The following is a 23,668-nucleotide window of genomic DNA, read 5'->3' as shown; positions in this document are numbered from 1 at the left end:
AGGCTCAGTAATCAAAAATTAAAGTGCGTCGTTACCGGTTTCGCCGGTACGAATTCGAACAACCTGTTCAAGGGATGAGACAAAAATTTTGCCGTCGCCGATCTTGCCAGTTTGTGCTGCATTAGTGATTGCCTCGATAACTTGATCAACGATCTCGTCAGCGACAGCTGCGTCTAGTCGAACTTTAGGTAGGAAATCGACCACGTACTCTGCACCGCGGTAGAGTTCAGTGTGACCTTTCTGGCGACCGAAGCCTTTAACTTCTGTGACTGTGATGCCCTGTACACCGATCTCAGATAGCGCTTCGCGCACGTCGTCAAGCTTGAAAGGCTTAATTACGGCTGACACTAGTTTCATCAGTATTTCTCCTTGATAACCCTGATATTTTCGGGGAGCTAAAATTTGTTCCCGTTGAATCTCTACTAGCGATTAACGTGCCAACTTTTTACATTTATATATAAATCAATAGCTTATGTTATTATTTGTGCTTAGGGTGAATTGGGAAATCCATAACTTGGTGCGTAAACCAAGCACCAAAATGGTGCGCGCACTAATTTGGTGCGGTCGCTTGGTGCTTTTTTCTGGGGCATCTCTACAGCTTCAGAAAGGGGCTCTGGTATAGTGTCTAAAATTGTTGGAGTAGAGAGATGATTGATCCAAAAGTATTCGAATCCATTAGCCAAACAATGACACAGTTGATGCAAGGTAAGGCGGAACTGCCGGGCCAGGATATGGTGCAGCAGCAGATTAAAACTATGCTTCAGACAAGTTTTGCTAAACTGGATCTTGTAACACGTGAAGAGTTTGATGCTCAGTCAGCTGTACTGCAGCGAACTCGTGAAAAATTAGAGCAGTTAGAAGCCAAGGTGGCGGAGCTAGAATCGGCTAAATAACCGAACATAAGCCTAACTGCATAGACACAAGGATGGTGTCATGTCATTGGCTACACTTTATAGCCGGGCGCAGCTCGGTATTGATGCACCTCTCGTTCGAGTAGAGGTGCACCTCTCAGGAGGACTCCCCTCTTTTGCCATCGTCGGTATGGCTGAAACTGCTGTTCGTGAAAGTCGCGAACGTGTTCGCAGCGCACTTTTAAACGCAGGCTTTGACTACCCGCATCGACGCATAACCGTCAATCTATCACCCGCCGACCTACCTAAAGAGGGAGGGCGCTACGATCTCGCGATCGCATTAGGCATCTTGATCGCATCAAACCAACTCAGTACCACTCATTTGGATGAAGCAGAGCTGTTTGCAGAGCTTGGGTTGGATGGCAAGCTTCACCCGGTAAAAGGGCTATTTCCTGCTGCTTTTGCCTGCGAAAAACTTGGCCGACGGATAGTTATTTCACCTTTAAATGCTCAGGAAGCTGAGCTTGCGGGTGCAACTCGAGTGGTAGCAGCCAATACCCTCTATGAGATGTGTGAGTTGTTGAGTCAGCCAAAGCTTTTAGAGACCGAACCTCAAAAACGACAAACAAGTAGACAGCGCTTCTCTGTAGATTTGCGTGATGTGCGGGGCCAACCCTTGGCAAGAAGAGCCTTGGAAGTGGCAGCGGCGGGAATGCACAATCTACTATTTTCCGGGCCGCCTGGAAGCGGAAAAGTCTTCTCGCATCCTGTCTGCCAACGATTTTACCTCCGCTTGAGCTTACCGCCTGTGTTGAGGCAGCCAGTATCCACTCTGTTGCTGGGCTGGAGATCGAGCGTATTTTTGCAGGGGTGCGTCCCTTTCGTTCACCTCATCACAGTGCATCTTCGACAGCAATGGTGGGGGGCGGTTCTTCACCCAGACCCGGCGAGATCTCGCTAGCACATCAAGGTGTGCTCTTTTTAGATGAGCTGCCTGAGTTTCCGCGATCTGTTCTTGAGGTGCTGCGTGAGCCACTTGAGACAGGTGAGATACTAATCTCAAGAGTGGCAGGTACCGTTCGCTATCCTGCTCGTTTTGCCCTTATTGCAGCTATGAATCCCTGTCCTTGTGGCTATTACGAGGACGGCACAGAGCGATGTCACTGTTCGCAGTCTGCTATTGATAGATATCAGGGACGTGTCTCTGGGCCGCTTTTGGATCGATTTGATATGCGACTGGGTCTTTCAGCCGTTCCCACAGGGGATCTCTTGCTGGGCGATTCAAATGAAGAGTCGAGCGCGACAGTTCGAGCGCGTGTAGCGGCAGCACAGCAGCGACAACTGCAGAGGCAGGGGAAATTGAACTCAGCTTTATCTGCAGGTGAACTTCAGCAATTTCTGAAAGAAAATTCACACCTGACACAACCCTTCATGACAATGGCAGAGCGCCTGCAGCTTTCGGCTCGTGCCTGTCATAGGGCCTTGCGAGTTGCGATTACATTGGCCGATTTAATCGGTGCTGAGCAAGTTGAGGTGTCGCATCTGATGGAGGCGTTGAGTTATCGTCGCTAAGTGATCTTGGGCTGTTGGGTAACACAGTGTAAACTGTGCGCCCATTCCAATTTACAGTCCAAGGTCGATGTCTCGTCTTAATCCCCGTCAACAAGAAGCAGTTGAGTATATTAGCGGTCCGCTGCTGGTTCTTGCGGGTGCAGGTTCAGGCAAAACGAGTGTAATTACTCGTAAAATCGCCTACTTGATTGAGACCTGTGGTATCGAAGCGCGTCACATCGCAGCGGTCACCTTTACTAATAAAGCATCGCGCGAAATGAAGGAGCGTGTAAATACGCTTGTGAGTGGTAAAGCAGCGCGTGGATTGATCGTCTCCACGTTTCACAACCTCGGTCTCACCATACTTCGCCGTGAACATAAAACCCTTGGAATGAAGCCAGGCTTCTCGCTATTCGATGATCAGGATTCTCGTATTCTGCTGCGCGATCTTCTGCTCGATCAGAAAGAGGATAGCGATAAGATCAATGTGGTACAGAGTCAGATCTCGAATTGGAAAAACGAGATGATGACGCCGCAGCAGGCGATTGCAGCATCGACTGAGCCCTTAGATATCTTATGTGCCCGCGCTTATGAAGCCTATGAGCGCCACTTGCGGGCATACAATGCAGTCGATTTTGATGACCTGATTTTAGTGCCTGTGCGTCTCTTTGATCAGCATCCTGAAGTATTACAACGTTGGCAAAATCGCATTCGTTATCTGTTGGTGGATGAGTATCAAGATACTAACTTGTCGCAGTACCGTTTGGTGCGTCAGCTGGTTGGACACCGTACCGGTTTAACGGTCGTGGGTGATGATGATCAATCTATCTATGCTTGGCGTGGCGCGCGGCCTGAAAACCTGGTCCAGCTTGCAAAAGATTTTCCGAGTTTAAAACTAGTCAAACTTGAGCAGAACTACCGCTCAACGAGTCGTATTCTTAAAGCGGCCAACACTCTCATTGCCAATAATCCGCACGTTTTTGAAAAGACGCTCTGGAGCGAGATGGGTATGGGCGATCCAATACGCTTAATACACCTGCCGAATGAAGAGGCAGAGTGTGAGCGCATTGCGACAGAAATACTCGAGCGACATTTGCGAGAGCGAGCTCCGTTTAAAGATTTCGCTGTTCTCTATCGAGGTAACTTCCAAGCGCGTCTGCTTGAGATCAAGATGCAGAACTTCAAAGTGCCCTACAAATTGAGTGGCGGGACCAGCTTCTTTGCTCGCGCAGAGATCAAAGATTTGATGAGCTATTTCAAAGTGCTTATCAACCGTGATGATGACAACGCTTTCCTGCGTATCATCAACGTGCCACGTCGCGAGATTGGTCCTGCAACTCTGCAAGCACTTGGGGAATATGCGACAGAACGCCACATAAGCCTCTTTGCAGCGATTGACGAGTTGGGGGTAGAGCATCACCTCAAATCGGCCGCACTGAATCGCTTGCGTGAATTCAGCGCCATGATTGAGCACCTGCACGCTATGTGTTTAGGGAGCGATCCTATCTCTGCAGTGCGTGACCTGATTACCGAGATCGGCTACGAAGATTGGATTAAAGCGAACGCTTCTAGTGATGTGATTGCCGAGAAGCGCATACAAAACGTCTGGTTCCTTGTTGATTCGCTGCGCGCTTCACTTGAGCGTATTCAGGAAGATGATCCCGATGCCGGCATCGAGGATGCGATAAGCCGTTTGGTTCTGCTCGACCTTCTTGAGCGTCAAGAGGAGGAGGATGACTCCGATCGTGTGCAGTTGATGACCCTGCACGCCTCGAAAGGGTTGGAGTTTCCACACGTCTACCTAATGGGAATGGAAGAGGAGTTGCTGCCGCATAGAAACAGCATCGAATCTGACACCATCGAAGAGGAGCGTCGTCTTGCCTATGTGGGTATTACCCGAGCACAGCGCACCCTAGCGATGACCTTGGCAAAGAAACGGCGTCAATTTGGTGAGTGGCAGAGCTGTGAACCAAGCCGTTTCCTAGATGAGCTGCCTGAAGAGGATATCGAGCGTGAAGGGCAGGGCGAGATGGATCCGGAGCGTAATAAGGCGCGTGGCAAACAGACCTTGGCAGGTCTTAAGAATCTTCTCGACGATTTTTAATTAGTTTGAATTCGACACTAACAAAAACAGCGCCCTTAGGCGCTGTTATTCGTTTGGATCTTTATAGTGAGATCATGTGCTCGATTGCTGCTTTGATCTCATCATCAGAACAGTCAGCACAGGTACCACGTGGTGGCATTGCATTGATACCGTTGATCGCATTTTTGAGTAGGGTGTCGATACCCTTGTCAGCGCGAGCGGCCCAGTCACCAGAGCCATTTTTAGGTGCACCAAGTACGCCAGTGCCATGACATGCGTTACAAGCAGCCGCGACAACGTCTGCACCTGAACGAGTACCGCCGCTGCTTGCAGCTGATGCAGTACCACAACTAGCGTCGCCCTGAAGACATACTTTGCCAACTGGTGCGATGCGCGCTGCAATCGCTTCGTCAGAAGTTGCTGCCTGAGCTGTTAGAGAAACTGCTACAGTGAAACCCACTGTTACAAGTGCTGATGCCGCTTTTGAAATTAGTGCTTTCACGGGCCTGACCTCATTCAATTAAGATTCGTCAAATTGCGCATTTGGAGCTTTTGGCTACTGCGCAACGCTTCTAAAAACTGCGCGCATTATAACGACTATTTAAGATATGCGAAATAACGCTTATTACGGATCTTATTATTCTTAGGTTTAAGCTGACATGACAATTGTGACTGGGTAATATTTCAAATTACGAAATATTTACTAAAAAGTGCACTATTTTGAAGAAACTTCTCTCCCTTAACCTGCTACTTTTTGTGCTGATGGCGCTAGCTTGGTTGCTTCAAATTAATCTGGTCTATCCCTTTGAACAGCTCATCTTCAACCCAGAGCTAGTAAAAGTTGCGAGTGTGATCTTTATTCCAGCAGGGTTTAAGGTGCTTTTTGGTACTATCCTTGGATTGCGATCTCTACCGGCTGTTTTCTTAGCGACTCTATTTGGCATGTGGTTGCACACCGAAGCCCTAGGATTTAGTGCGCAGTTCGCGTTTGTATCAACGATTGCCCTCTACATTCCCGTGTTGCTTGTGAACTTTTTAGACAAAGATAGTGGTGAACTGGCTGACGAGTGGGCGAAGCGGGCACCGCTGACACTCTTTAGAAAAACGGTTGTTATTGCTGTTCTTGCATCACTTTTAAATAGTTTCTTCTCAGTCTTAGTTCACGGATCAGCTTCTCATCCAGATGCTTGGATGCACTTTTTGATTGGCGATGTGGTTGGCACGATCGTCGTCGTGGCCATTATTGTTGGGGTGAGAGCTAAGCTATATCGTCTGCTGATGACTTTAGTTGCTAAAGAGCGTTTAAAAGATAGATAAAGAAACGGCAGCTGGAAAAAGAAACGGCGACCTAGGGGTCGCCGCTCAACGAACAGGTGCTTAATCCGTCGTCTTAAGGTTTAACAGTGGTTAGACCAAGGTTTTCCCAATTCTGCATACCACCGCGGTACCACTTGATCTTGTCAGCTGGGTAGCCGAAATCAAGCAGTGATTTGATGTTTGTTGGCGACTGGCCACACCACATACCGTTACAGTACATAACCAGTGTTTTCGCGTTACCAAACTTCCAAAGTCCGTCAAATTCAGTTGCACCGAACTGTTCTGTGAAGATCTCACTGATAGAGATTGGATCCGCGCCCTTACCGGTGTTTAGTTTGGTCCATGGTAGGTTAACAGCGCCTGGAATCATGCCGCGAGCAGCCCAGTCAGGAGTACGCGAGTCGATAACCAGAATTGAATCGTCACCTTTCGACATCGCATCCAAGTAGCCAAGCATCTCAACTTCACCGATGGTCTCAACACCTGGTGCTAGAGACATAGGCTGGATACAGAATGGCGGACATGGGCGAGATGTTAACGCAAAGCTTGGGTTAACCTGGTTTTGGTTATCAGCATTACGTGAAATTTCTACTTTCTGGCCGTTGTGCATCACTTCGATGCTCATTAGGCTGCCAGTAATTCCTACTGGTTTGTCTTCTGCTGCAGCGAAAGTTGCTACACCAGTTGCAAGTGCGCCGACTAGGCCGGCTACGATTGCTTTACGCATCATATTGTTCCCTCGTTTATTGTTATTCTGAGTCTGTTAACTTTAAGGTTAATCACACTCAGGCTCTGGATCGCCTTCAGGTACACAAAGTGAACCATCATCACAGTACATCGACTTAGTGCCCTCTTCAGCAGCGTAGACCGATGTTGTCACGCTTCCAAGAGCAAGCATCAACACTGTGAGAAGAGCGGAAATCTGTTTTAGTGTCATTTTTCGTCCCTCCTAAAAAGTAACAATAGATTGATAAATATCAATTCGCAAATTTTAGTCAGAATATACCTAGATTAATTTTTTATAACTCATTGATTAATATTTAATTTAGTTATTTTCGACTTTAGACGTACAAGGGAACTTCGATAGCATCATGGTTGTAATCGCCTCTACACCAGAATTAGGAATCTCTTCAGAGGCCCAATAATCGAGAAATGCACTCTGCATAACTCTATCGGCATCAGGCTGCAGAGGGATCTCAAAACATAGGGTTGGATCTTCGTTATGTTTGAGCGCATCAGTCACACCCAGAAGATAGCCCTGTACTATCCACGACTCCTGCGAGAGTGCATCAAACACCTCTTGGCCAGAGATAAAGGTGTAATTCGTTTTCTCAGCGCTCGCGGATGGAGTGACGAATATAGAGAGTGTAGCCAGGATGGGGAGTATAGAGCGCAGGGATGTTGTGAATCTCATGTGGCTACCTCAAAACGTATCTTTGTCTATTAGGTTGTTGGTTGGGCAGATCGATCGGTACAATGGTGCCCTACTTAACTAGGATTACTCTAAGCCATGTTTAGCGGTTCAGCAAAGCGACTCAATAAATTCATCAGCGAGAGCGGTATATGTTCTCGACGAGAAGCAGACCGTTTTATCGAGCAGGGTAATGTCTACATCAATGGTAAACGCGCGCAAATAGGCGATCAGGTTCACCCAGGTGACAATGTCAAAGTGAATGGCCAGTTAATCGATCCGCCTGAGCCAGATGATTTCGTCTTTATAGCAGTCAACAAGCCGGTGGGTATCGAATCTACAACCGAAAGCTCACGTCCCAATAACATCGTAGATTTTGTAAACCACGGCGTTCGTATTTTCCCAATTGGTCGTTTAGATAAAGACTCTCAGGGTCTGATCTTCATGACCAATAACGGTGACCTGGTAAATAAGGTCCTCCGCGCTGGTAACAATCACGAGAAAGAGTACCTCGTAACTGTTAACAAGCCGATCACCCAGACCTTTATCGATGGCATGAGTGGCGGCGTGCCTATTTTGGGAACCATGACCAAAAAGTGCCCGGTTAAAAGGGTTGATGCGCGTGTCTTTAATATTACCCTCGTGCAGGGATTGAATCGCCAAATCCGTCGTATGTGTGAACACTTCGGCTACGAAGTCGTTAAATTAGAACGTACCCGTATTATGAATGTGGATCTGAAAGGGTTGGCGATAGGGGATTGGCGCGATTTAACAGATAAAGAGCTGACGACTCTCCTAAAATCGGTAGAGCACTCCTCATCCGAAGCAAAACCCGGTACCCGATCTAGTGGACCTAAAAAAACAAACAAAAGCTTGCCGAGAAATAGTAGCCAGAACAAAGGTGAGAGTAGTCGCAAGCGAACCTCTTCAGCAGATGGCAGGAAACCAGCTGCTAAGGGCCCGAAACTCAACGCAGCAGGTAAACCTATCGTCAGAAAGCCAACCACCAAACACCCAGATCGCGGTGCCAGACGCGGCGCTGCAGCAGGACAGGGCGGTAAACCTGCAAAGAGTGCGGGTGGGCGTGGTAAGAGAAGGTGAGGCTTAGCTTCGCCTAGAAGGAATTACTCGGGCTATCCATGCCCTCGGCCTTTCAGGCCCAGCCTAAAGGCTGTTAAAAATCGTTCCAGACGATTTTTTCGAACCCCCTTCGTTGGTTCACATCTAACAGGCAAAAACCAAAAGGCCCCGCAAAGAATGCGGGGCCTTTTGGTTTATATGGCGCGCCCGGAGGGATTCGAACCCCCGACCAACAGGATCGGAACCTGCTACTCTATCCAGCTGAGCTACGGGCGCTTAAACTTTATTGAACCCCTGACCAACAGGGGCGGGTTCTGCTACTTTATCCAGCCGGCCGGCGTTCCGGTGAGCTATAGGCGCAAAACTTTGACTACTTGAGCTTTCCACAGAGGGATTACTCGGGCAGTCCTGCCCTCGGTCCTTCGGACCCGCACTAAAGTGCGTTCAAAATTGTTCAAGACAATTTTGTTGAACCCCCGACCAACAGGGGCGGGGTCTGCTGCTTTATCCAGCCGGCCGGCGTTCCGGTGAGCTACGGGCGCTTAAACTTTATTGAAACCCCGACTATCAGGGTCGGGTTCTGTTACTTTATCCGGCCGGTCGACGCTTCGATGAGCTTCGGGCGCATGATCTTTGATGGGCAGGCATCTTACCTGCTCATAGTGTAACGGATCAATTATTGATTGACTTGATCTTCCACTCAACTTCACTGCCTGCCATAAACGGAATGATTGGACGGCCGTTTGGTAGGGTGATGCTCTCTGGGAGTGTCCAGCTCTCTTTGATTAGGGTGACGCTGCCTTTGTTTCGCGGTATTCCGTAGAAGTCTGCACCATGGAAGCTTGCGAAACCTTCGAGTTTATCTAGCGCGCCTAGATCATCAAAAATCTGCGTGTAGAGTTCGAGTGCGGCCCATGCGCTGTAGCAACCTGCACAACCACAGGCGTTCTCTTTTTTAGACTGCTCATGCGGAGCTGAGTCTGTGCCAAGGAAGAACTTGTTAGATCCCGTCGCTACCACCTCTCGCAGTGCCTGTTGATGTGTATTGCGTTTCAATACAGGCAGACAGAAGTTGTGCGGGCGAACACCGCCAACTAATAGATCGTTACGGTTTAGAAGTAGATGCTGCGGTGTAATGGTTGCCGCAATATTGGCGCCAGCTGACAGAACAAAGTCTGCCGCATCTTTCGTGGTGATGTGTTCAAACACCAATTTTAAATTTGGGTAGCGCTGGGTAATAGGGCCAAGGCGCTGATCGATAAACTCTTTCTCACGATCAAAAATGTCGATATGAGCGTCGGTCACTTCACCATGCACAAGTAGCAGCATATTGTTTGCTTCTAGCGCCTCTAAAACAGGGCCCAGTGCATCAATATTTGTCACTGCTGCATCAGAGTTTGTCGTAGCGCCAGCTGGATATAGCTTAACAGCTTTGATTCCAGCCTTAGCTGCCTCTGCAATATCTGCAGCCGTGGTTCGGTCAGTTAGGTATAGCGTCATGAGTGGTTCAAAGTTTGAGCCAGCAGGTCGTGCCGCGAGAATACGCTCTTTGTAGCGTTGCGCTTCAGCCGCATTGCGAACAGGAGGAACGGTATTGGGCATCACAATTGCACGGCCAAAACAGCGGGCTGTTGCTGGTACCGTTTCACCCAACATGTCGTCATCACGGAAGTGGAGGTGAAGATCATCTGGAAGAGTGATTGTGATTTCGTTCATGGTCTACCTTGAAGCTTTGTTTTGAAGTGCGCTTATTCTACACCTTTTCCATGCTGGTATAGATCTCTACATAGAAATTAAAACAGTTGATTATTTAATTAGTGGTAGCTAATATAAGCACAAGTTATGGCGCTATAGCGCAAAGTTTAATTCTTGTTGAGGACTCTTCGATGTCTGTAGAACGTATGGTTTTCGCCTTTGCTGGCTTTATGATTCTTCTAAGTCTTGCACTAGGTGTGGCTGCAAGCCCTATCTTCGTAAGTGAATACTGGTTGTGGTTTACCGCTTTTGTTGGCGCTAACCTTTTCCAGACTGCATTTACAGGCTTCTGCCCATTGGCAATTATCCTTAAAAAGCTTGGCGGTAAAGCTGGTACTGCTTTTTAACAAACAGTTTGTTCCTCGAAGTGGCTAAGCATCTGTCCCTTGTTTGTCACTTCTTCAGCCGCTCACTGAGCGGCTTTTTTATTTGTCAGGTCTCCCTTTTGTGGGCGATCGCTTAGTCCAGCAATCAATGACCCTCCGACAATTGCCACGCAGGCTAACGCGAGCGTCCAGGTGGGTGCTGCCAGCCCAAATAGCACCAGCAGAAGTACAGATATCATAGGTGCTGAGTAGGCTAATACCCCTAAGAGTTGGATATTGCCGTGCTTTACACCGTAATCCCAAGTGAAGAAAGCGATTCCGACTGGACCCAAACCTAGCCCGATAACTCCGACCCATTGAGTGATATTTGCAGGCCAAACTGTGCTTTCCCAGGCTAGATGACAGATCAGCGCTAGTAGTGCAGTCCCTCCACAGAACCAGCCAGCAGCATCGGTTGGAACTTTTGCAACTAGACGGCTTGCAACGGAAAAGCTAGACCAAATAAAAGCGCAGGCTAGGGCTAATAGGTAACCCGCTAAGTAGTTATCAGAGAAGGCTTCATTACCGGTTCCAATCAAAAGATAACAGCCAAAGAGTGCTGCAATAGCACCCAATAGATGGGCCGCTTTTAACTTATGACCTGGAAGAAGATTTGAAAATATAACGATGAGCAGTGGCCATAGGTAAGCGAGCAGACTTACTTGAACGGCTGGCGCTTTTGCCATCGCGAGGAAGTAGCAGAAGTGATAACCAAAATAGCCAACAATCCCTAGACTCCATACCCGTTTAGGTTGTTTTAAAAATTTGATGCCCCAGTGTCCCTCAGTTCGCCATTTAGTTAGCATCAGCAGGAAGGCGATAAGGAAGGTCATTGCCATTAATTGAAAGGGCGGAATATTGGCATCAGTGAGGCGCGTTAGCAGAGCAAGGGTTCCCCACAGAGCAATAGCGGAGAAGCCTATAATTGTTGCGCGTATATTGGTTTGTGACATCAGAGGGCTCTTATAAGCTGTTCTAACGCATCGTTAACGGTCACAGATGCATCCAAAGTTATCAGTGTTGTTGTCTGTTCGAGTTCTTCGAGCAGATGGGGTACAAGTTCAGGGCCAGAGTTTTTAATCTGGATAACCAAGGATACCTGGTGTTTTTTGACAAGTGCTAATAGTTCGCTTGGGTAGTGTAAGGGAGCGCCAAGCATTTTCGTTTTGTGGTTCCAGGGCTCGTCATCAATAAAACAGCTCAACTCCCAGCCTTGTGACTGTAGCCAATCACCTATCTGATGCTGCAGATAGTCGATACCAATAATAATCGCGCTTGGATGCGGTGACTTTCGCTTAGGAAAAAAGTGCTTAAGAATTTTTAGCATCGAGTAGTTCAGTGTGGTCTAAAAACGATCCTTTGATTCTATCTTAGGTTTCGAATCAGCAGCGATCATTTTAAGTCAGGATGCTGAATTATTTCAGCTCAACCCCGATAACTGAAACTCTATTACGGCCACTCTCTTTAGATTGATAGAGTGCATCATCAGCAAGGCCAACGAGACGATCCACATTGTCGATATCACAATCGGGTTCAAAGCTTGCTAGGCCAATACTCAATGTGACATGTCCCTCAGGGGAATCTTTGTGTTCTATATTATGAGCCTCAATGCGCTCTCGAAGCTCTTCTGCAAGTTGTTTGGCTTCATTTAAATGGGTATCCATGAGAACGACAACGAACTCCTCTCCGCCATAGCGCGCAACAAAATCAGTAGAGCGTGAGAAGACCCCTTTCATCGCCCTTGCGATCTCTTGTAGACAACTATCACCCTGCTGATGCCCGTAGAGATCGTTATATTTTTTGAAGTAGTCTATATCGGTCATGATGACCGTCAAAGGTAGCTTGCTTCTGCGAGCCATGGCCCAGTTTTTAGCTAGGGTAGTATCAAGATGGCGGCGGTTAAATAAGCCTGTTAAACCATCGGTAATGGAGAGTTCGGCAAGACGCTTGTTAGCCTGCTCAAGCTCTGCAGTGCGCGCTTCAACCTTATCTTCTAGCTCTGCACTAAGCTCTTGGTACTTATCAAGCAGCTCTTGAGTGTGAACATTGGTACGGCGGAATGCTTCTGCGGACCTGGCCAGCGCAGCGACCTCATCTTTAGTTCTGTATTCGACCACGGTTAAATCACGCTCGCCTTTAGCAAGACGTTCGAAAATATGACGAAGGTATGCGATAGGGTGCACGATGCTTCGCCCAACTGTATATGAGATAACAATTGTTGCGCCTAAAAAAAGCATCCCTAATATCAGGAGTTTTAAATTGAGCGCTTCAATGGTGTCTAAGGAGCTGGCTTGGCTCTGGTTCACACTCTGTTGCATCTGTTGCGCCAGTTGGTCGGATAAAAAGCGCATCTCATAGCTGTCGGCAGCGAGTACCACATTGACAAGAAAGAGGTAGCCACGGACGCGTTGTACGGCCTCATTGAAGGCCTTTTCTCCCTCAATCATGGAGCTGTTGATAGCATTTAACTGCTTGATTTGGGGCTCGTAGGACTCCAGTACAATCAGAGAATTTAGGCTCTCATACGTTGTATTAAAAAGCTCATCAACCTTCGCAGCGTAGCGGTAGTCGAGGGTATCGAAGTACTTCGACATATTCTTCTCTACCATTAAAAGCTCACGCCAGATGCTGTTGCTAGTCGCTAGAGACCATGCGGTAATCGTCTGAGTCTGGTAGCCAGATACAAGGTCGCCCCAGGTATTTGTGATTGATGGAAGAGTCTCTTCAACAACCAATGAGCGCTTGAAACGCTGGTTCTGAACCTGGTCGAAGGTGTTTCTAAAGCTAGTGAGATGGCGCTTCACTCGAGCTAAGTTCGTCTTGTCTTGCAGTAGTGAGCTACTCTCGAGGATGTCTATATTTTTAAGGGCTGTTTGATAGTGTTGGCGAACCTGTTCTGCTGCAGCGATCTGTCCAGTCTCAACGAAAAACTCTGCTGAGGCCTGCATTGCTGTAGCAACCTTACCCAGAGCAATACCCGCCTCAAGACTCTCACTAAATGCGGATATCTGAGTGAACTCACGCTTGAGCTGCTCTAAACCGATAAAACTAATGATCACCAGCGCAAGCGTGATGGAGCCTACAGCGGTAAATCCACTGTATATGCGGGTGGTTAAGGGGACGCGTTGCTTAGGCATGGTTAGTTCCTAGGTGAGTACAAACTCTTTCCATTTGCCTAAGGTGTAGTCGTAACTATCCATGACGCTGTTCCATACCGCGACATTCTCAAAACGCCTCTGATATGAGCCACCTGTTCGTACATCACCCACCGCAACCGATACACGACCATCCGTGCCATGCAGAGCCATCTCTGCTGGCATACCTGCGTACCAATAGTTCCACTCCTGTTCTGTCATAAACTCTTTAGATCGACGAGGGTTTGAGATGTAGTAACCCTGTCGTGCGATAAATGCGCCTGGCCAACCTGAGAGCCACCAGTTCATAAACTGGTAGGCAGCATCTTCTCGTTCGGAGGTGATTGCTGATGACATGCACATCACCCCATGCCAAGCGCGATAACCCTCTTTAGGTGCGGCGTAGGTGCAGGGCACCCCTCTGCCGTTTAGGGCGGAGGCTCCGGGCGAGAACATACTCTCAATGATTACTTCGCCCCGCTCCATGAGTTCAATAGAGTGGGGGACTGAGGACCAGACACCCCGAAAATGGCCCCGTTTTTTGTAGTCGATGGCGATTTCGAAAAGAAGGTCTATCTCCGCAATCGACATGTTGCCGATGTCGCGGAAGTTGATCAGCCCCTGCGCCTGTGCAGCCAAAGCAAGATCAAAAATTCCAATAGTCGGTTCGTTAACAACTGCAACCTTTCCGGCGTAGTTATTATCTAGCAGCCAGCCCCAGCTCTCTGTTTCATAGGGTATGCCACGCGGTATGAATCTGTTGTCATAGCCAAAGGAGTCGGTGTTGTGTACATAGGGTAGGAAACTGATCTCTTTGCTCGCTGTGTTAGAGAGCGAACCATCGGGCTGTGCATAGAGTAGGGTGTGGGGTGCATCACCCTTACCAATTTTGGCTCTAGAGGTGATACGTCCGGTTTTGGCGAGATTGTTAATCTCATCCCAGTAGGTGAGGCGGTCAACCTTGATCGGCTTGATAGAGCCCGCCTGCCAGAGAATCTTGATGCTGTTAGACCACTGCTCATAGAGATCGAAACTTTCGGGATTGGTTGATGCACGGAGAATAACTTCGGCACTACCGCCAGGGTAGAACTCGATGTTGATGCCAAGCTCCTCTTCGGCACGTTTGCGAATAGGCTCTTGCAGGGTAACGTGGGTACCGACTACGCGAATAGTCGGTTTGCGGTTTGATGCACTGAGAATAGATGGAAAACCACCCAGCGTTGCCGCAGTCGGGATTAGAGCAGCGGTCTTTAAAAAGCGACGCCTATCCATCAAACCTACCCTTGTTTGCCAGAAGTTCATAAGACTATGAGTTAGTAATAGACCCTTATCAAAGAAAAAGCCAATTTATTGGGGGTAAAATATTTGCCTGTTTGGTGAGATTTAATCATCTATAAACCGTGTAAAATTTATACGTATGCACTCAGTTTTGGGCTATTGTGCGCGCATTAAATTCAGGAGTTCTTATGGACAAAATTATTGTTGGATCAGAAGAGTGGTGCGGCTTGCCATTGCTGGGTTTGCCGGCTGTTAAAGCGCGTGTCGATTCTGGTGCCAAAACCTCATCCCTGCATGCCATCAACATTCGTCCATTTAAGCGTAATCGTGAGGCTTGGGTCTCATTTGAAGTGCACCCACTTCAGAAGAACGATGATGTAGTGATCCGTTGTGAAGCGCCTGTGGTGGACCGTCGTACGGTTAAATCTTCAAGTGGTCAGGCGGAGCGTCGCTTTGTTGTCCGTACTAACATAAGTATTGCAGGTCAGGTGTTTGAGGGTGAGTTAACACTTACAAACCGTGACAGCATGGGTTACCGAATGCTACTTGGACGTGAAGCGATGGTAGGCCGAATGATTGTCGATCCTGCCGCTCACTTCCTACTAGGTGACCGCTCTCTTACCGAGATCAATCAGATCTATGGCATCACTGCAGATGCTGCAAAGCGCCGTCTTAAAATTGGTGTCTTAGCGAGTAATCCAGATCTATATTCAAACAAGCGTCTTATCGAAGCAGGTGAAGCGCGTGGCCATGAGATGATCTTCTTGAACATCAAACAGTGCTATATGAAGCTGGATGCGGATAACCCAGAAGTGCACTACCGTGGTGGCACCATCCTTAAAGATTTTGATGCCATTATTCCTCGCATTCGTCCGTCGATGACCTTTTATGGCTGTGCTCTTGCACGTCACTTTGAGAGTATCGGTGTGCATGTTCAGAATACTGCGGATGCGATCACCAGCTCTCGCGATAAGCTCTTCTCACTGCAACTACTGCAGAAGAGCGGCTTAGATATTCCGACAACTGGTTTTGCCAATTCGCCTATGGATACCCATGACCTGATTGAGATGGTTGGCGGCGCGCCACTAATCATCAAGCTTCTCGAGGGAACTCAGGGTACGGGCGTAGTTCTCGCAGAGACAGACAAAGCGGCAGAGTCAGTAATCAGCGCATTTAAAGCGCTGCGTGCTAACCTTCTTGTGCAAGAGTTTGTTAAAGAGGCGGATGGTAAAGATCTGCGCTGTTTCGTGATTGATGGCAAAGTCGTTGCCTCTATCATGCGCACCGCAGCACCGGGTGAGTTCCGTGCCAACATTCACCAAGGTGGGTCTGCATCGCCTGTGAAGATCACCCCAGACGAGCGTCGATTGGCGATTAAAGCGGCGAAAACGCTTGGCTTGAAAGTGGCGGGTGTCGATATCATTCGTTCGCGTAAAGGGCCGCTACTACTTGAAGTAAACTCATCTCCAGGTCTCGAGGGCATTGAGTCTGCTTCCGGTAAAGATGTAGCAGGGGCGATGATCACTGCGATTGAGAAGAAGTTCATTCGACGTCTGAAAAGCGTCTGATCTTTAATCTTCAGTCAATTATTTAAAGGGAGCGCTGCTCCCTTTTTAGTTTTACTATATCGATAGGTTTAGTTCCGTTTCTTTTTTCCTACTAATCGATCTAGTCTGTCACTGCACTCCATACAAACCGGCGTGTAAAATGGCGCCATTAACTTTTTAGGGCACTAATAACCATGAAGCAATTTGCAGCACCTCTACTCTCGCTCTGTTTGGCGATTACACCGTCTTATTCTCAGGCTGATGAAGCGACGATTGAAGCGATGAATGATTACATGGCGTTTCAAGAGTATGAGTCAGGCATCATGGTGCCACAGCAGATCGATAAGACGGTATTTGAGGCGTCAACATTTATCGATACACGCGATGCTGGCCAGTTCGAAGCGGGTACTATTCCCGGTGCTATCAATATCGAGTGGCGCCAGGTTCTGGACCGCATCGATGAGATTCCTGAAGAGGGTAAAGTGATCCTTTTCTGTAATACAGGTTCTCTATCGGCACAGGCGACCTTTGCTCTGCGTGTTGCTGGTCGTGAAAACGTCGTTGTACTTCAGACCGGCTTTAACGGCTGGAAAACGGACGCAGCGTACAAACCCTAAATGACAGACTCACTCAAATCGCACTGGGAAGGTCGCTATTCGGATAATGCCGATAGTGCCCTCTCATGGACGGAGTCGGATCCATTCATCTCTCGTGAGTGGGTCACCAACTCCACTTCACCGGATCAACATATCGTTGATATAGGGGCTGGTCGATCAAAGCTGTTGGGGCAACTATTGGATGCTGGTTTTACCCAGCTAACACATGTTGAGCTGACCGAAGCTGCATCTAATGATATGCGTGCCACCTTGGGTGAAAAGTCCGCTTTGGTAAATTGGTATGTGGGTGATGCCAAGTGCTGGCGCACAGATCTCCCGGTACAGGTTTGGCATGACAGAGCGGTGTTCCACTTCCTAACAAAACCTAATGATCGCAAAGCCTACATTGCTGCTGTTGATGTAAATCTAGCAGCGAATGGAACGGTCATTATTGCGACCTTTCATCTAACAGGGCCGCAAAAATGCTCAGGCTTACCTGTGCAACAGTACGATGCACAGGCATTACTTGAGACATTTAACAGTTTAAGCCAGTGGGATTGGCGCTTGGATGATGAGTTGGTGCATCAGCACCTTACGCCTGGCGGTAACTCGCAGATATTCCAATACGCGAAGCTTACTCGCTTGTAACAACCTCGTTTAGGGTGTCACGCTCAAGAATCTGAAGCGTGCCCTGCTTCTCTGCAACAATGCTCTGTCTTTTCCACTCAGCAAAGTGACGCGAGATCGTCTCAACGGTTAGGCCGAGGTACTGGCCCAGCTCACGACGACTCAATGGCATGGCAACAGGTTCGTCACTGTTACCCACCCAATCAAGCAAAAACCAAGCTAAGCGCGCTTTAGATTTCAAAAGACCAACTTGTGTTAGGTGCTCTTCTGTTCGCATCACCTGCATTAGTGCACGCTCAGTGATCGCTTGGTTCACAGCGCTGCTCTCACCACGCAACTTATTGAGGTTATCGACAGAGAGCTGGCAAAGCTCGATCTCTTCGAGTGCTTCAGCAGTATGCATGTAGGATGCATCAGCGATGAGTTTTTCGTAGCCGAATAGATCGCCCGGCTTAACTAGGCGAACAATCTGGGCATTACCCTCGCTGTTGAACTTAGTCAGCTTTACGTGACCAGAGCGTAGCGTATAGATCAGTCCGAGACGTTCGCCTTCGGTATAGATGGTATCGCCCTCTTCAAACTTGATAATTCGAGTTTGAAAGTCTTCGATTAGCTTAAGCTCTTTCTCTTCCAAACAGCCAAAAAGACTCTGAGGTCGAATTGGGCAGGTTAAACACCTGCCTTGTCCAACGAGGGTTCCCATATAGCGAAACTCTAATAGTGATTATTGGCCACTATAATAGTCTGCTAATGCATCAATTTCACTACTTGTTAGTTTCATGCTCGCTTGACGCATAACGCTATAAAGATCTGAAGACCTCTCGCCTGATTTGTAAAACTCCAGAGCACGCTTGATAGTTTCAGCACTTTGCCCAGAAATAGCTGGAGTTCCCTTGATGCCGCCCTGGCCGGTTAAACCATGGCAAGAGGCACAAGGCGTGATAAGTCGCTCTTTATCACCTTTGGTCACAAGTGAAGGCGCTTGTTTTCCAGAGTGTGCTGGAGCTTCAAGAGAAGCATAGTAAGCAGCCATATCAGACATATCCTGCTCACTCATCATGTCGGCAATTGCGGTCATGACATTGGCACGATTATCCTCACTACGCGCACCTGATTTGTAATCCAATAGCATTTTGTAAGTGTAACTTTCCAGCTGCCCTGCAACCGCTGGCCAGCGAGTAGTTGGAGGAACACCCTCTTTGCCATGGCAAGAGCTACACATCAAAGCGGTGTTTAGCTCTGCCCCGCGCGAAACATCACCCACTGGTTTTGCTGCGATAGCGCTTCGTAAGGAGTTGGCGCTCCACTCTTGAGACTGAACCGTTTTTTCAGATGCATAGCTTACTGAACTGGCTATCAGTAACGCAGATATAATTAATTTGTTCATGCGAAAGAGTCCTCCGTGAACGACTTCATCCAAGCCTGCTGGTAAACAGCGGCAAGACGATGTTTAGCATCGCTTACATCCAGTGTTTGGAATCCAGGGCGTGGAAGGTTTGCAATCTTGCCATCACGCATACCATAGACGCCAATGACCATGAAACCGTAGTCTTTGCCGGCAAGCGCGTAACAGGTGTTCTCCCATGAAGGCTCTTCAACTGGGCGGCCTGCAAAGAGATTGATGATTGCGTATGCTGCAACTTTCGCTTCATTGTTTGCCGCAAATCCTGATTTAGGAAGTGGACTGGCTGAAGCTGAGTCTCCAAGCACATGAACATTTGCAACTAGCTTAGACTCAAAGGTGTAAGGATCAACTGGGCACCAGCCTGACTTGTCAGTTAGACCGAATAGTGTGGCAACTTTGCCAGCTTTCATCGGCGGTACTACGTTGATAACGTCCGCTTTAATAAAGCCCTGTTCAGTCTCAACTTGCATCTTAGTAGCATCAATTGAAAGCGGACGTCCGCCATCAACTTCACGTATCCAATCAATCATGCCAGCTTCATTGTGCTGCTTTAGCGTTGGCATTCCTGATTTGAGATCCTCAGGTACGTTGTAGCCATACATACGATTCCAGCCTAGACGCATATCAGGACCAGTTACGAATTCGTTTTTAGGGTCGGTGATAATGACTTTGCCGGTTGGATTGTATTTCTGCATCCACTCAGCAACTAGCGCTCCTCGTTCGTATGGTCCAGGAGGACAACGGTATGGATTAGGTGGAGCTACAATTAGAAATGTTCCACCCTGACGCATGTTCTTTATCTGGTCGCGAAGCAGTGCTGTTTGTGAGCCAGGGATCCAGCCTGAAGGCGCTTTGGTCTCAGCAACTTCACGCGAATAACCCTCAAGTCGATCGTACAGAAGCTCAATGCCAGGTGATACAACCAATCGATCGTATGGGAACTTAGCTCCTGATGCTGTCGTTACAATACGTTTATCGGCATCAAGACCTACAGCCTTATCAATGATTACATTTACGCCATACTTATTACGAAGTGCGTCATAGCTCACTTCTAAATCAGACATATCAATGTGTCCATTGAGTACTTCTGAAGAGCCGTAAGGACGAATGTAGATCGGATTCTGTTCGATGATCGTCACCTCAATTTGAGGTGCTTTCATCTTCATATATTTAGCAAAAGTAGCTCCGCCGACACCACCGCCAATGACTACAACCTTACCTGTTGCAGCATGCGCGTTAAGTGGCAGTAGGCTTGCTGCACCAGCAGCTAGCGCCATGCCAAGGAAGTCTCTACGTGAAATCATTTTTCACCTCCAACTTCAAGTGATTCAAAGTATTTGCCCATCGCAGCGATCTCGTCATCACTGTACGCAAGTGCTAGACCACGCATTAAGGTTGAATCACGTTCACCAGTGCGGAAGTCCAACATGGTTTTGATAAAAATATCTGCTTTCATACCAGCCAGTGGCATAAATGCTGAGTTTTGGACTTGACCATTTGTGCCATGACAGACAGCGCATGGATTAGCCATGATCTCAGCACGCTCATCCGCTTGTGCTGTGGTTGCGAGTAGCGCAACAGCTAGAGTGATTACTGTTTTCATCGTCATCTCCTTACTGTGCCCAAACCCAGAATCCCACTGCGAAGTAGTGGATGATCCAGATAATAATGATGTATATAGTCCAATCACCTAGGCGAGAGATGGCTGCTGATGGTGTGTAGGTGCCAGAAGTCTGGCCCGCTTGCCATGCCACTGTGAGTAGGTAGCCAATCGCCATCCCGCCAACAACTGCGAAGGTGATGAAGAATAGAATGGTGCTGTACCAATCCATATTGATTGGGTAGTCCATTGGGTTGTAGCCAGATTCAATCACCAGCGCTACCCAGCGAATCACTTCACGGTCCACCGCCACAACTGCGATAGCTACGAACGCAAATGCTACTAGCCAGTAGGCTGCATAACCTTTGTTTACTTTTGTGCCTAAGATTTGTGGCACAAGTGTTAGCAAAACAAGAACTAGGGCTGTTAGGTAAACCAGTGGGTTAGTGGCAAACGCAGCTTGATTTTCAGGTAGGGTAGTCATCCATACGGCACCCAGTAAGATAGCAACCAGACCACCGATGTTAAGCATCTTGTTAGCCAAGTTTGCTACAAAGTCTAGGTACTCCTTATCGCTATCATCACGAACGCTGATGTAGTGACGGTAGCCGTATAGCCATGCACCTGTCACAGGCGCAGCAAGAACAATCATGAATGCAAAGCGAGCCCAGTTAATTGAGTGCAGCTGAGTACCGCTCGCGTCAATCTGACCGTTTGGTGCATACCAAGTCATCCACTCATTAGGTGAAAGCATCTGGTTTGTCAGCGTGTGCATGATCAAACCAACCACTAGGAATAGTGCTAGCGAAAGAATCATGCTGCCAGGGCAGCGAGTTTTAGCTGTCGTGAAATCGTGGTTTTTACCGTAGAAAACGTAAACCAGAAGGTAAGCGACACAGAGGATTAGGATAAATCCAATGACCCACCAAGCTGATAACACGTTTGATGTGTACCAAAACGGATCGTAGATAACCTGTACGAATAGAAGTGGCGCCACACCAATGACTACAGCAACAGAAACTGCAACCTTAGCGGTTGATAGCATGGTATTAGCTAGACGGCGCCAGTTAGCATCTGAGCTTAGAGCGCCTTTGATTGTAAGTGCCGCACCGCCAAGCATGACGTGAACAGCGAACATGTGCATAGCAAAGGTAAGTACACCTAACACCAAGAATAGAACTGGGTGCGAAGGTACGCCTGCTACATCACGGAGTGCGTATAAAGCTTGAGCATCCATCTCGCCTCTCCTTAATTAGAACTCTGTGCGACAGTAACAGGAGTAGACTCCTTGGCTGCGACAGCGTTTGATTGATCTTTTAACTGACGAATGAATGCTGCCAGGGCAGTTGCTTCATCCTGCTTGAGTGGAATCTCTGGCATGTACAAGGTTGTGCCACTAGAAAGGGCAGCACGCAGGTACTGTGCGATTTCAGATTCAGAAACATTCTCACCAAAGTAGTTAGTGATAGGACGAATACCGGTTTCAGTCAGTGAGTGACAGTTCGAACAGGTATTCAGAGCAAGTGCTTTACCTACCTCTGTTTTGTTTTCAGCAGTCACTGTGCGGAGATTTTCTGGAAGGAAGATCAGTGAGTTCAAGAAACCATGCTCTTCAATATTAGGTACTTCACTTTTAATGCCTAAGCCTGGCACATCGCGAGCTACCACCTGGTTTGAGTAGATGTAGCCGCCTGCAACGTATGGCTTACGAATCGACTCGCGAGCAACCTCTTCTGGCCACAGACCAAACACTAAGATAACTACAGTCATCACGCCGGCGATAGCAGGCTTCAGGAATTTAGGCGCAAGTAGTGTGGCCAAGAAGTAGGCGAAGATACCGCCCATCACCGCGATCAAAGCTGGAGTGAAGTACTCAGGTAGACGATTTTCCATCACTAACTCAGCAGTTGCTGGAATTGTGCTGAGGTACCATTTAAACAGACCTACCCCGGCCGCAGTTGATACTAGGCCTAGTAACGCTAAGCGACGAACCATCTCTTTGCGGAATGCCATATCTTTAATCGATGAGGCGACAATACCACCTACTACAGCTGTCATTGTGAACATGAAGGCTGTACGCATCGCTAATTGCGCAAAGGTGTTGGCACCATAGAAACCATTGAGGTAGCCACCTTCGACATACCAAGCCTCTTTGCCCGGAACGAGCATGAACGACAGAATGCCGATGATGATCAGCATAGTGGTGTATGAGGCAAGGGCAAAGATAATGCTGATACGAAGATGAGTCTTCTGATCTACCTTATTAACTAGATAGACGATCATGTAGACGCCGATGACCTCTATTACGAAGAACACCCATTCTGTTGCCCACTTCCATACGAAACTATGAATAAGTGCCGAAATACCACGTGGGCTTCCAACAGTGGTTGAGAACCAGATGCCTGGGCCGGTAATTGAGCCTAAGACATATGAGAACACTAGAAGGAACAAGCCGTAACGACGGATATATTCTAGTAGTTCAGGACGGTTCTTGCGGTAAGCAACAACAGCGAGGTAGGCAAATACAAGTGCCGCACCAACTGATGTGTGCGAAAACAGAACGTGAATGGTTGCGATTATCCCAATAATCCAGCCTGAACCCAGGGTCGGTTCGAACCAGATTGGATAGAGTCCCAACATCTCCATAGAAAACTCCTTTGAAGACGAATAGCGAAGCTTAGAGCTTCTGTTTCATGCGACGATCGCCAGCCGACCGCCAATCCAAACCAGTATCGTTTTTTGTGCAGTCAGGAAGCATTGAGTTTTCTCAAGATGTTAGAGAAAGGGCCTTAGCAGATTGAAAAATCGCAATTAGAAATTTTGGCAAAATGAAAAGCGACGGTTGAACTGCTTGGCTAAAATTAAGATGTGGGGATGTTGAGGCAAAAAAAAAGGGGGGCACTGCAGGCCCCCACAAGAAGCAATGGTTAAATAACCATATTAGGGTGAGAGAAGTATCTGAATTATCGAGTCGTACTGCATTGAGATTTATCAAACAGCTCAAAAGATTTATTAAATTAGTAGTTTCTAATATAAGGGCTTGCCAATATATTAGTGGAATCTAATTT

25 protein-coding genes, 1 tRNA gene and 2 pseudogenes are annotated in these 23,668 nt (G+C 47.9%); 11 read left to right on the top strand and 17 right to left on the bottom strand.

The window, feature by feature from the left end:
* Positions 1 to 18 precede the first annotated feature (18 nt).
* A complete protein-coding gene (gene glnK / locus HH196_RS08495) occupies positions 19 to 357 on the bottom strand; it encodes a P-II family nitrogen regulator (RefSeq protein WP_169451694.1) in 339 nt (112 codons plus the stop codon).
* A gap of 341 nt (positions 358 to 698) precedes the next feature.
* Here glnK and HH196_RS08490 point away from each other — a divergent pair, with 341 nt between their 5' ends.
* From HH196_RS08490 to rep, 4 genes and pseudogenes are all read left to right on the top strand, one after another.
* On the top strand, positions 699 to 893 hold the full coding sequence (locus tag HH196_RS08490) for an accessory factor UbiK family protein (RefSeq protein ID WP_371807855.1): 195 nt from the start codon (positions 699 to 701) through the stop codon (positions 891 to 893).
* A gap of 40 nt (positions 894 to 933) precedes the next feature.
* Positions 934 to 2,048: pseudogene (locus tag HH196_RS08485) on the top strand (YifB family Mg chelatase-like AAA ATPase); the annotation flags it as partial.
* A gap of 33 nt (positions 2,049 to 2,081) precedes the next feature.
* Positions 2,082 to 2,423 carry a hypothetical protein gene (locus HH196_RS11630; RefSeq protein WP_371807854.1) on the top strand — a complete coding sequence of 114 codons (342 nt, stop codon included), beginning with the start codon at positions 2,082 to 2,084 and terminating at the stop codon, positions 2,421 to 2,423.
* A 67-nt stretch (positions 2,424 to 2,490) separates the two neighbouring features.
* Positions 2,491 to 4,506, top strand: coding sequence for a DNA helicase Rep (gene rep, locus HH196_RS08480; RefSeq protein ID WP_169451692.1), 2,016 nt, complete (start codon positions 2,491 to 2,493; stop codon positions 4,504 to 4,506).
* 61 nt (positions 4,507 to 4,567) lie between these two features.
* Here the strand turns inward: rep and HH196_RS08475 are convergent, their stop codons facing one another.
* Positions 4,568 to 4,987, bottom strand: a complete 420-nt coding sequence (locus tag HH196_RS08475; RefSeq protein WP_248276841.1) for a cytochrome c5 family protein — start codon at positions 4,985 to 4,987, stop codon at positions 4,568 to 4,570.
* Between the two features lie 218 nt (positions 4,988 to 5,205).
* Between HH196_RS08475 and HH196_RS08470 the strand changes: the two genes are divergently transcribed.
* A complete protein-coding gene (locus tag HH196_RS08470) occupies positions 5,206 to 5,802 on the top strand; it encodes a hypothetical protein (RefSeq protein WP_169451691.1) in 597 nt (198 codons plus the stop codon).
* A 73-nt stretch (positions 5,803 to 5,875) separates the two neighbouring features.
* Here HH196_RS08470 and HH196_RS08465 read toward each other — a convergent pair whose 3' ends face one another.
* The 3 genes from HH196_RS08465 to HH196_RS08455 form a co-directional block, all read right to left on the bottom strand.
* A complete protein-coding gene (locus HH196_RS08465; protein WP_169451690.1) occupies positions 5,876 to 6,532 on the bottom strand; it encodes a rhodanese-like domain-containing protein in 657 nt (218 codons plus the stop codon).
* Positions 6,533 to 6,577: 45 nt separating this feature from the next.
* On the bottom strand, positions 6,578 to 6,739 hold the full coding sequence (locus HH196_RS08460; protein WP_169451689.1) for a hypothetical protein: 162 nt from the start codon (positions 6,737 to 6,739) through the stop codon (positions 6,578 to 6,580).
* A gap of 108 nt (positions 6,740 to 6,847) precedes the next feature.
* A complete protein-coding gene (locus tag HH196_RS08455; protein ID WP_169451688.1) occupies positions 6,848 to 7,216 on the bottom strand; it encodes a hypothetical protein in 369 nt (122 codons plus the stop codon).
* Between the two features lie 96 nt (positions 7,217 to 7,312).
* On the opposite strand from HH196_RS08455, the gene rluF reads away from it, so the two are divergent.
* A complete protein-coding gene (gene rluF / locus HH196_RS08450; RefSeq protein ID WP_169451687.1) occupies positions 7,313 to 8,314 on the top strand; it encodes a 23S rRNA pseudouridine(2604) synthase RluF in 1,002 nt (333 codons plus the stop codon).
* A gap of 178 nt (positions 8,315 to 8,492) precedes the next feature.
* Here the strand turns inward: rluF and HH196_RS08445 are convergent.
* Positions 8,493 to 8,569, bottom strand: a tRNA-Arg gene (locus HH196_RS08445).
* Positions 8,570 to 8,965: 396 nt separating this feature from the next.
* Positions 8,966 to 10,009, bottom strand: a complete 1,044-nt coding sequence (gene pyrC / locus HH196_RS08440; RefSeq protein WP_169451686.1) for a dihydroorotase — start codon at positions 10,007 to 10,009, stop codon at positions 8,966 to 8,968.
* A gap of 170 nt (positions 10,010 to 10,179) precedes the next feature.
* Here pyrC and HH196_RS08435 point away from each other — a divergent pair, with 170 nt between their 5' ends.
* Entirely contained in the window at positions 10,180 to 10,395 is a 216-nt protein-coding gene (locus HH196_RS08435; RefSeq protein WP_169451685.1) for a DUF2892 domain-containing protein, read from the top strand.
* A gap of 62 nt (positions 10,396 to 10,457) precedes the next feature.
* Here HH196_RS08435 and HH196_RS08430 read toward each other — a convergent pair whose 3' ends face one another.
* The 4 genes from HH196_RS08430 to HH196_RS08415 all read right to left on the bottom strand — a co-directional run bounded on the left by HH196_RS08430 (position 10,458) and on the right by HH196_RS08415 (position 14,819).
* Positions 10,458 to 11,366 carry a DMT family transporter gene (locus tag HH196_RS08430; RefSeq protein WP_169451684.1) on the bottom strand — a complete coding sequence of 303 codons (909 nt, stop codon included), beginning with the start codon at positions 11,364 to 11,366 and terminating at the stop codon, positions 10,458 to 10,460.
* The gene (locus HH196_RS08425; protein WP_169451683.1) at positions 11,366 to 11,740 is read right to left on the bottom strand and encodes a nucleoside-diphosphate sugar epimerase/dehydratase; all 375 of its coding nucleotides are present in this window, start codon (positions 11,738 to 11,740) and stop codon (positions 11,366 to 11,368) included. Before HH196_RS08425 ends, HH196_RS08430 begins: the two co-directional genes overlap by 1 nt.
* Positions 11,741 to 11,828: 88 nt before the next feature.
* A complete protein-coding gene (locus HH196_RS08420; protein WP_169451682.1) occupies positions 11,829 to 13,550 on the bottom strand; it encodes a GGDEF domain-containing protein in 1,722 nt (573 codons plus the stop codon).
* 9 nt (positions 13,551 to 13,559) lie between these two features.
* Positions 13,560 to 14,819, bottom strand: a complete 1,260-nt coding sequence (locus HH196_RS08415; RefSeq protein ID WP_169451681.1) for a PotD/PotF family extracellular solute-binding protein — start codon at positions 14,817 to 14,819, stop codon at positions 13,560 to 13,562.
* A 194-nt stretch (positions 14,820 to 15,013) separates the two neighbouring features.
* Between HH196_RS08415 and HH196_RS11585 the strand changes: the two are divergent.
* The 4 genes and pseudogenes from HH196_RS11585 to HH196_RS08400 form a co-directional block, all read left to right on the top strand.
* A pseudogene (locus HH196_RS11585) lies at positions 15,014 to 15,367 on the top strand (ATP-dependent zinc protease); the annotation flags it as partial.
* A 33-nt stretch (positions 15,368 to 15,400) separates the two neighbouring features.
* Complete coding sequence (rimK, locus tag HH196_RS08410; protein WP_371807853.1) at positions 15,401 to 16,393, top strand: 30S ribosomal protein S6--L-glutamate ligase; 993 nt, start codon at positions 15,401 to 15,403, stop codon at positions 16,391 to 16,393.
* A gap of 173 nt (positions 16,394 to 16,566) precedes the next feature.
* Positions 16,567 to 16,989 carry a rhodanese-like domain-containing protein gene (locus HH196_RS08405; RefSeq protein WP_169451679.1) on the top strand — a complete coding sequence of 141 codons (423 nt, stop codon included), beginning with the start codon at positions 16,567 to 16,569 and terminating at the stop codon, positions 16,987 to 16,989.
* Positions 16,990 to 17,616, top strand: coding sequence for an SAM-dependent methyltransferase (locus HH196_RS08400; RefSeq protein ID WP_169451678.1), 627 nt, complete (start codon positions 16,990 to 16,992; stop codon positions 17,614 to 17,616).
* Here HH196_RS08400 and HH196_RS08395 read toward each other — a convergent pair.
* From HH196_RS08395 to HH196_RS08370, 6 genes are read right to left on the bottom strand one after another with little or no spacing between them, the layout of a single operon-like run.
* Positions 17,603 to 18,298 carry a Crp/Fnr family transcriptional regulator gene (locus tag HH196_RS08395; protein WP_169451677.1) on the bottom strand — a complete coding sequence of 232 codons (696 nt, stop codon included), beginning with the start codon at positions 18,296 to 18,298 and terminating at the stop codon, positions 17,603 to 17,605. The two genes, HH196_RS08400 and HH196_RS08395, sit on opposite strands and share 14 nt — an antisense overlap.
* 21 nt (positions 18,299 to 18,319) lie before the next feature.
* Complete coding sequence (locus HH196_RS08390) at positions 18,320 to 18,982, bottom strand: cytochrome c (RefSeq protein WP_169451676.1); 663 nt, start codon at positions 18,980 to 18,982, stop codon at positions 18,320 to 18,322.
* Positions 18,979 to 20,304, bottom strand: coding sequence for an FAD/NAD(P)-binding oxidoreductase (locus HH196_RS08385; protein ID WP_211160773.1), 1,326 nt, complete (start codon positions 20,302 to 20,304; stop codon positions 18,979 to 18,981). The genes HH196_RS08390 and HH196_RS08385 overlap by 4 nt, the downstream gene beginning before the upstream one ends.
* Positions 20,301 to 20,603: a hypothetical protein gene (locus HH196_RS08380; protein ID WP_211160772.1), complete on the bottom strand. Its 303-nt coding sequence runs from the start codon at positions 20,601 to 20,603 to the stop codon at positions 20,301 to 20,303. Before HH196_RS08380 ends, HH196_RS08385 begins: the two co-directional genes overlap by 4 nt.
* A 10-nt stretch (positions 20,604 to 20,613) precedes the next feature.
* Positions 20,614 to 21,837: a hypothetical protein gene (locus tag HH196_RS08375; RefSeq protein ID WP_169451674.1), complete on the bottom strand. Its 1,224-nt coding sequence runs from the start codon at positions 21,835 to 21,837 to the stop codon at positions 20,614 to 20,616.
* An 11-nt stretch (positions 21,838 to 21,848) separates the two neighbouring features.
* Positions 21,849 to 23,246, bottom strand: coding sequence for a cytochrome ubiquinol oxidase subunit I (locus HH196_RS08370; RefSeq protein WP_169451673.1), 1,398 nt, complete (start codon positions 23,244 to 23,246; stop codon positions 21,849 to 21,851).
* Positions 23,247 to 23,668 lie beyond the last annotated feature (422 nt).

Origin of the sequence: Marinobacterium sp. LSUCC0821, from assembly GCF_012848475.1 — a bacterium.
Lineage (GTDB): Bacteria > Pseudomonadota > Gammaproteobacteria > Pseudomonadales > Balneatricaceae > Marinobacterium_E.
Note: the sequence above shows the minus strand (reverse complement) of the source record. Positions and strands in the feature narration are given on the sequence as shown.

Excerpts from the sequence above, each read along its gene's own strand:
- glnK (WP_169451694.1), bottom strand. The coding sequence starts at position 357 with ATGAAACTAGTGTCAGCCGTAATTAAGCCTTTCAAGCTTGACGACGTG.
- HH196_RS08490 (WP_371807855.1), top strand. The coding sequence starts at position 699 with ATGCAAGGTAAGGCGGAACTGCCGGGCCAGGATATGGTGCAGCAGCAG.
- HH196_RS11630 (WP_371807854.1), top strand. The coding sequence starts at position 2,082 with ATGCGACTGGGTCTTTCAGCCGTTCCCACAGGGGATCTCTTGCTGGGC.
- rep (WP_169451692.1), top strand. The coding sequence starts at position 2,491 with ATGTCTCGTCTTAATCCCCGTCAACAAGAAGCAGTTGAGTATATTAGC.
- HH196_RS08465 (WP_169451690.1), bottom strand. The coding sequence starts at position 6,532 with ATGATGCGTAAAGCAATCGTAGCCGGCCTAGTCGGCGCACTTGCAACT.
- HH196_RS08460 (WP_169451689.1), bottom strand. The coding sequence starts at position 6,739 with ATGACACTAAAACAGATTTCCGCTCTTCTCACAGTGTTGATGCTTGCT.
- HH196_RS08455 (WP_169451688.1), bottom strand. The coding sequence starts at position 7,216 with ATGAGATTCACAACATCCCTGCGCTCTATACTCCCCATCCTGGCTACA.
- rluF (WP_169451687.1), top strand. The coding sequence starts at position 7,313 with ATGTTTAGCGGTTCAGCAAAGCGACTCAATAAATTCATCAGCGAGAGC.
- pyrC (WP_169451686.1), bottom strand. The coding sequence starts at position 10,009 with ATGAACGAAATCACAATCACTCTTCCAGATGATCTTCACCTCCACTTC.
- HH196_RS08435 (WP_169451685.1), top strand. The coding sequence starts at position 10,180 with ATGTCTGTAGAACGTATGGTTTTCGCCTTTGCTGGCTTTATGATTCTT.
- HH196_RS08430 (WP_169451684.1), bottom strand. The coding sequence starts at position 11,366 with ATGTCACAAACCAATATACGCGCAACAATTATAGGCTTCTCCGCTATT.
- HH196_RS08425 (WP_169451683.1), bottom strand. The coding sequence starts at position 11,740 with ATGCTAAAAATTCTTAAGCACTTTTTTCCTAAGCGAAAGTCACCGCAT.
- HH196_RS08420 (WP_169451682.1), bottom strand. The coding sequence starts at position 13,550 with ATGCCTAAGCAACGCGTCCCCTTAACCACCCGCATATACAGTGGATTT.
- HH196_RS08415 (WP_169451681.1), bottom strand. The coding sequence starts at position 14,819 with ATGGATAGGCGTCGCTTTTTAAAGACCGCTGCTCTAATCCCGACTGCG.
- HH196_RS08405 (WP_169451679.1), top strand. The coding sequence starts at position 16,567 with ATGAAGCAATTTGCAGCACCTCTACTCTCGCTCTGTTTGGCGATTACA.
- HH196_RS08400 (WP_169451678.1), top strand. The coding sequence starts at position 16,990 with ATGACAGACTCACTCAAATCGCACTGGGAAGGTCGCTATTCGGATAAT.
- HH196_RS08395 (WP_169451677.1), bottom strand. The coding sequence starts at position 18,298 with ATGGGAACCCTCGTTGGACAAGGCAGGTGTTTAACCTGCCCAATTCGA.
- HH196_RS08390 (WP_169451676.1), bottom strand. The coding sequence starts at position 18,982 with ATGAACAAATTAATTATATCTGCGTTACTGATAGCCAGTTCAGTAAGC.
- HH196_RS08385 (WP_211160773.1), bottom strand. The coding sequence starts at position 20,304 with ATGATTTCACGTAGAGACTTCCTTGGCATGGCGCTAGCTGCTGGTGCA.
- HH196_RS08380 (WP_211160772.1), bottom strand. The coding sequence starts at position 20,603 with ATGAAAACAGTAATCACTCTAGCTGTTGCGCTACTCGCAACCACAGCA.
- HH196_RS08375 (WP_169451674.1), bottom strand. The coding sequence starts at position 21,837 with ATGGATGCTCAAGCTTTATACGCACTCCGTGATGTAGCAGGCGTACCT.
- HH196_RS08370 (WP_169451673.1), bottom strand. The coding sequence starts at position 23,246 with ATGGAGATGTTGGGACTCTATCCAATCTGGTTCGAACCGACCCTGGGT.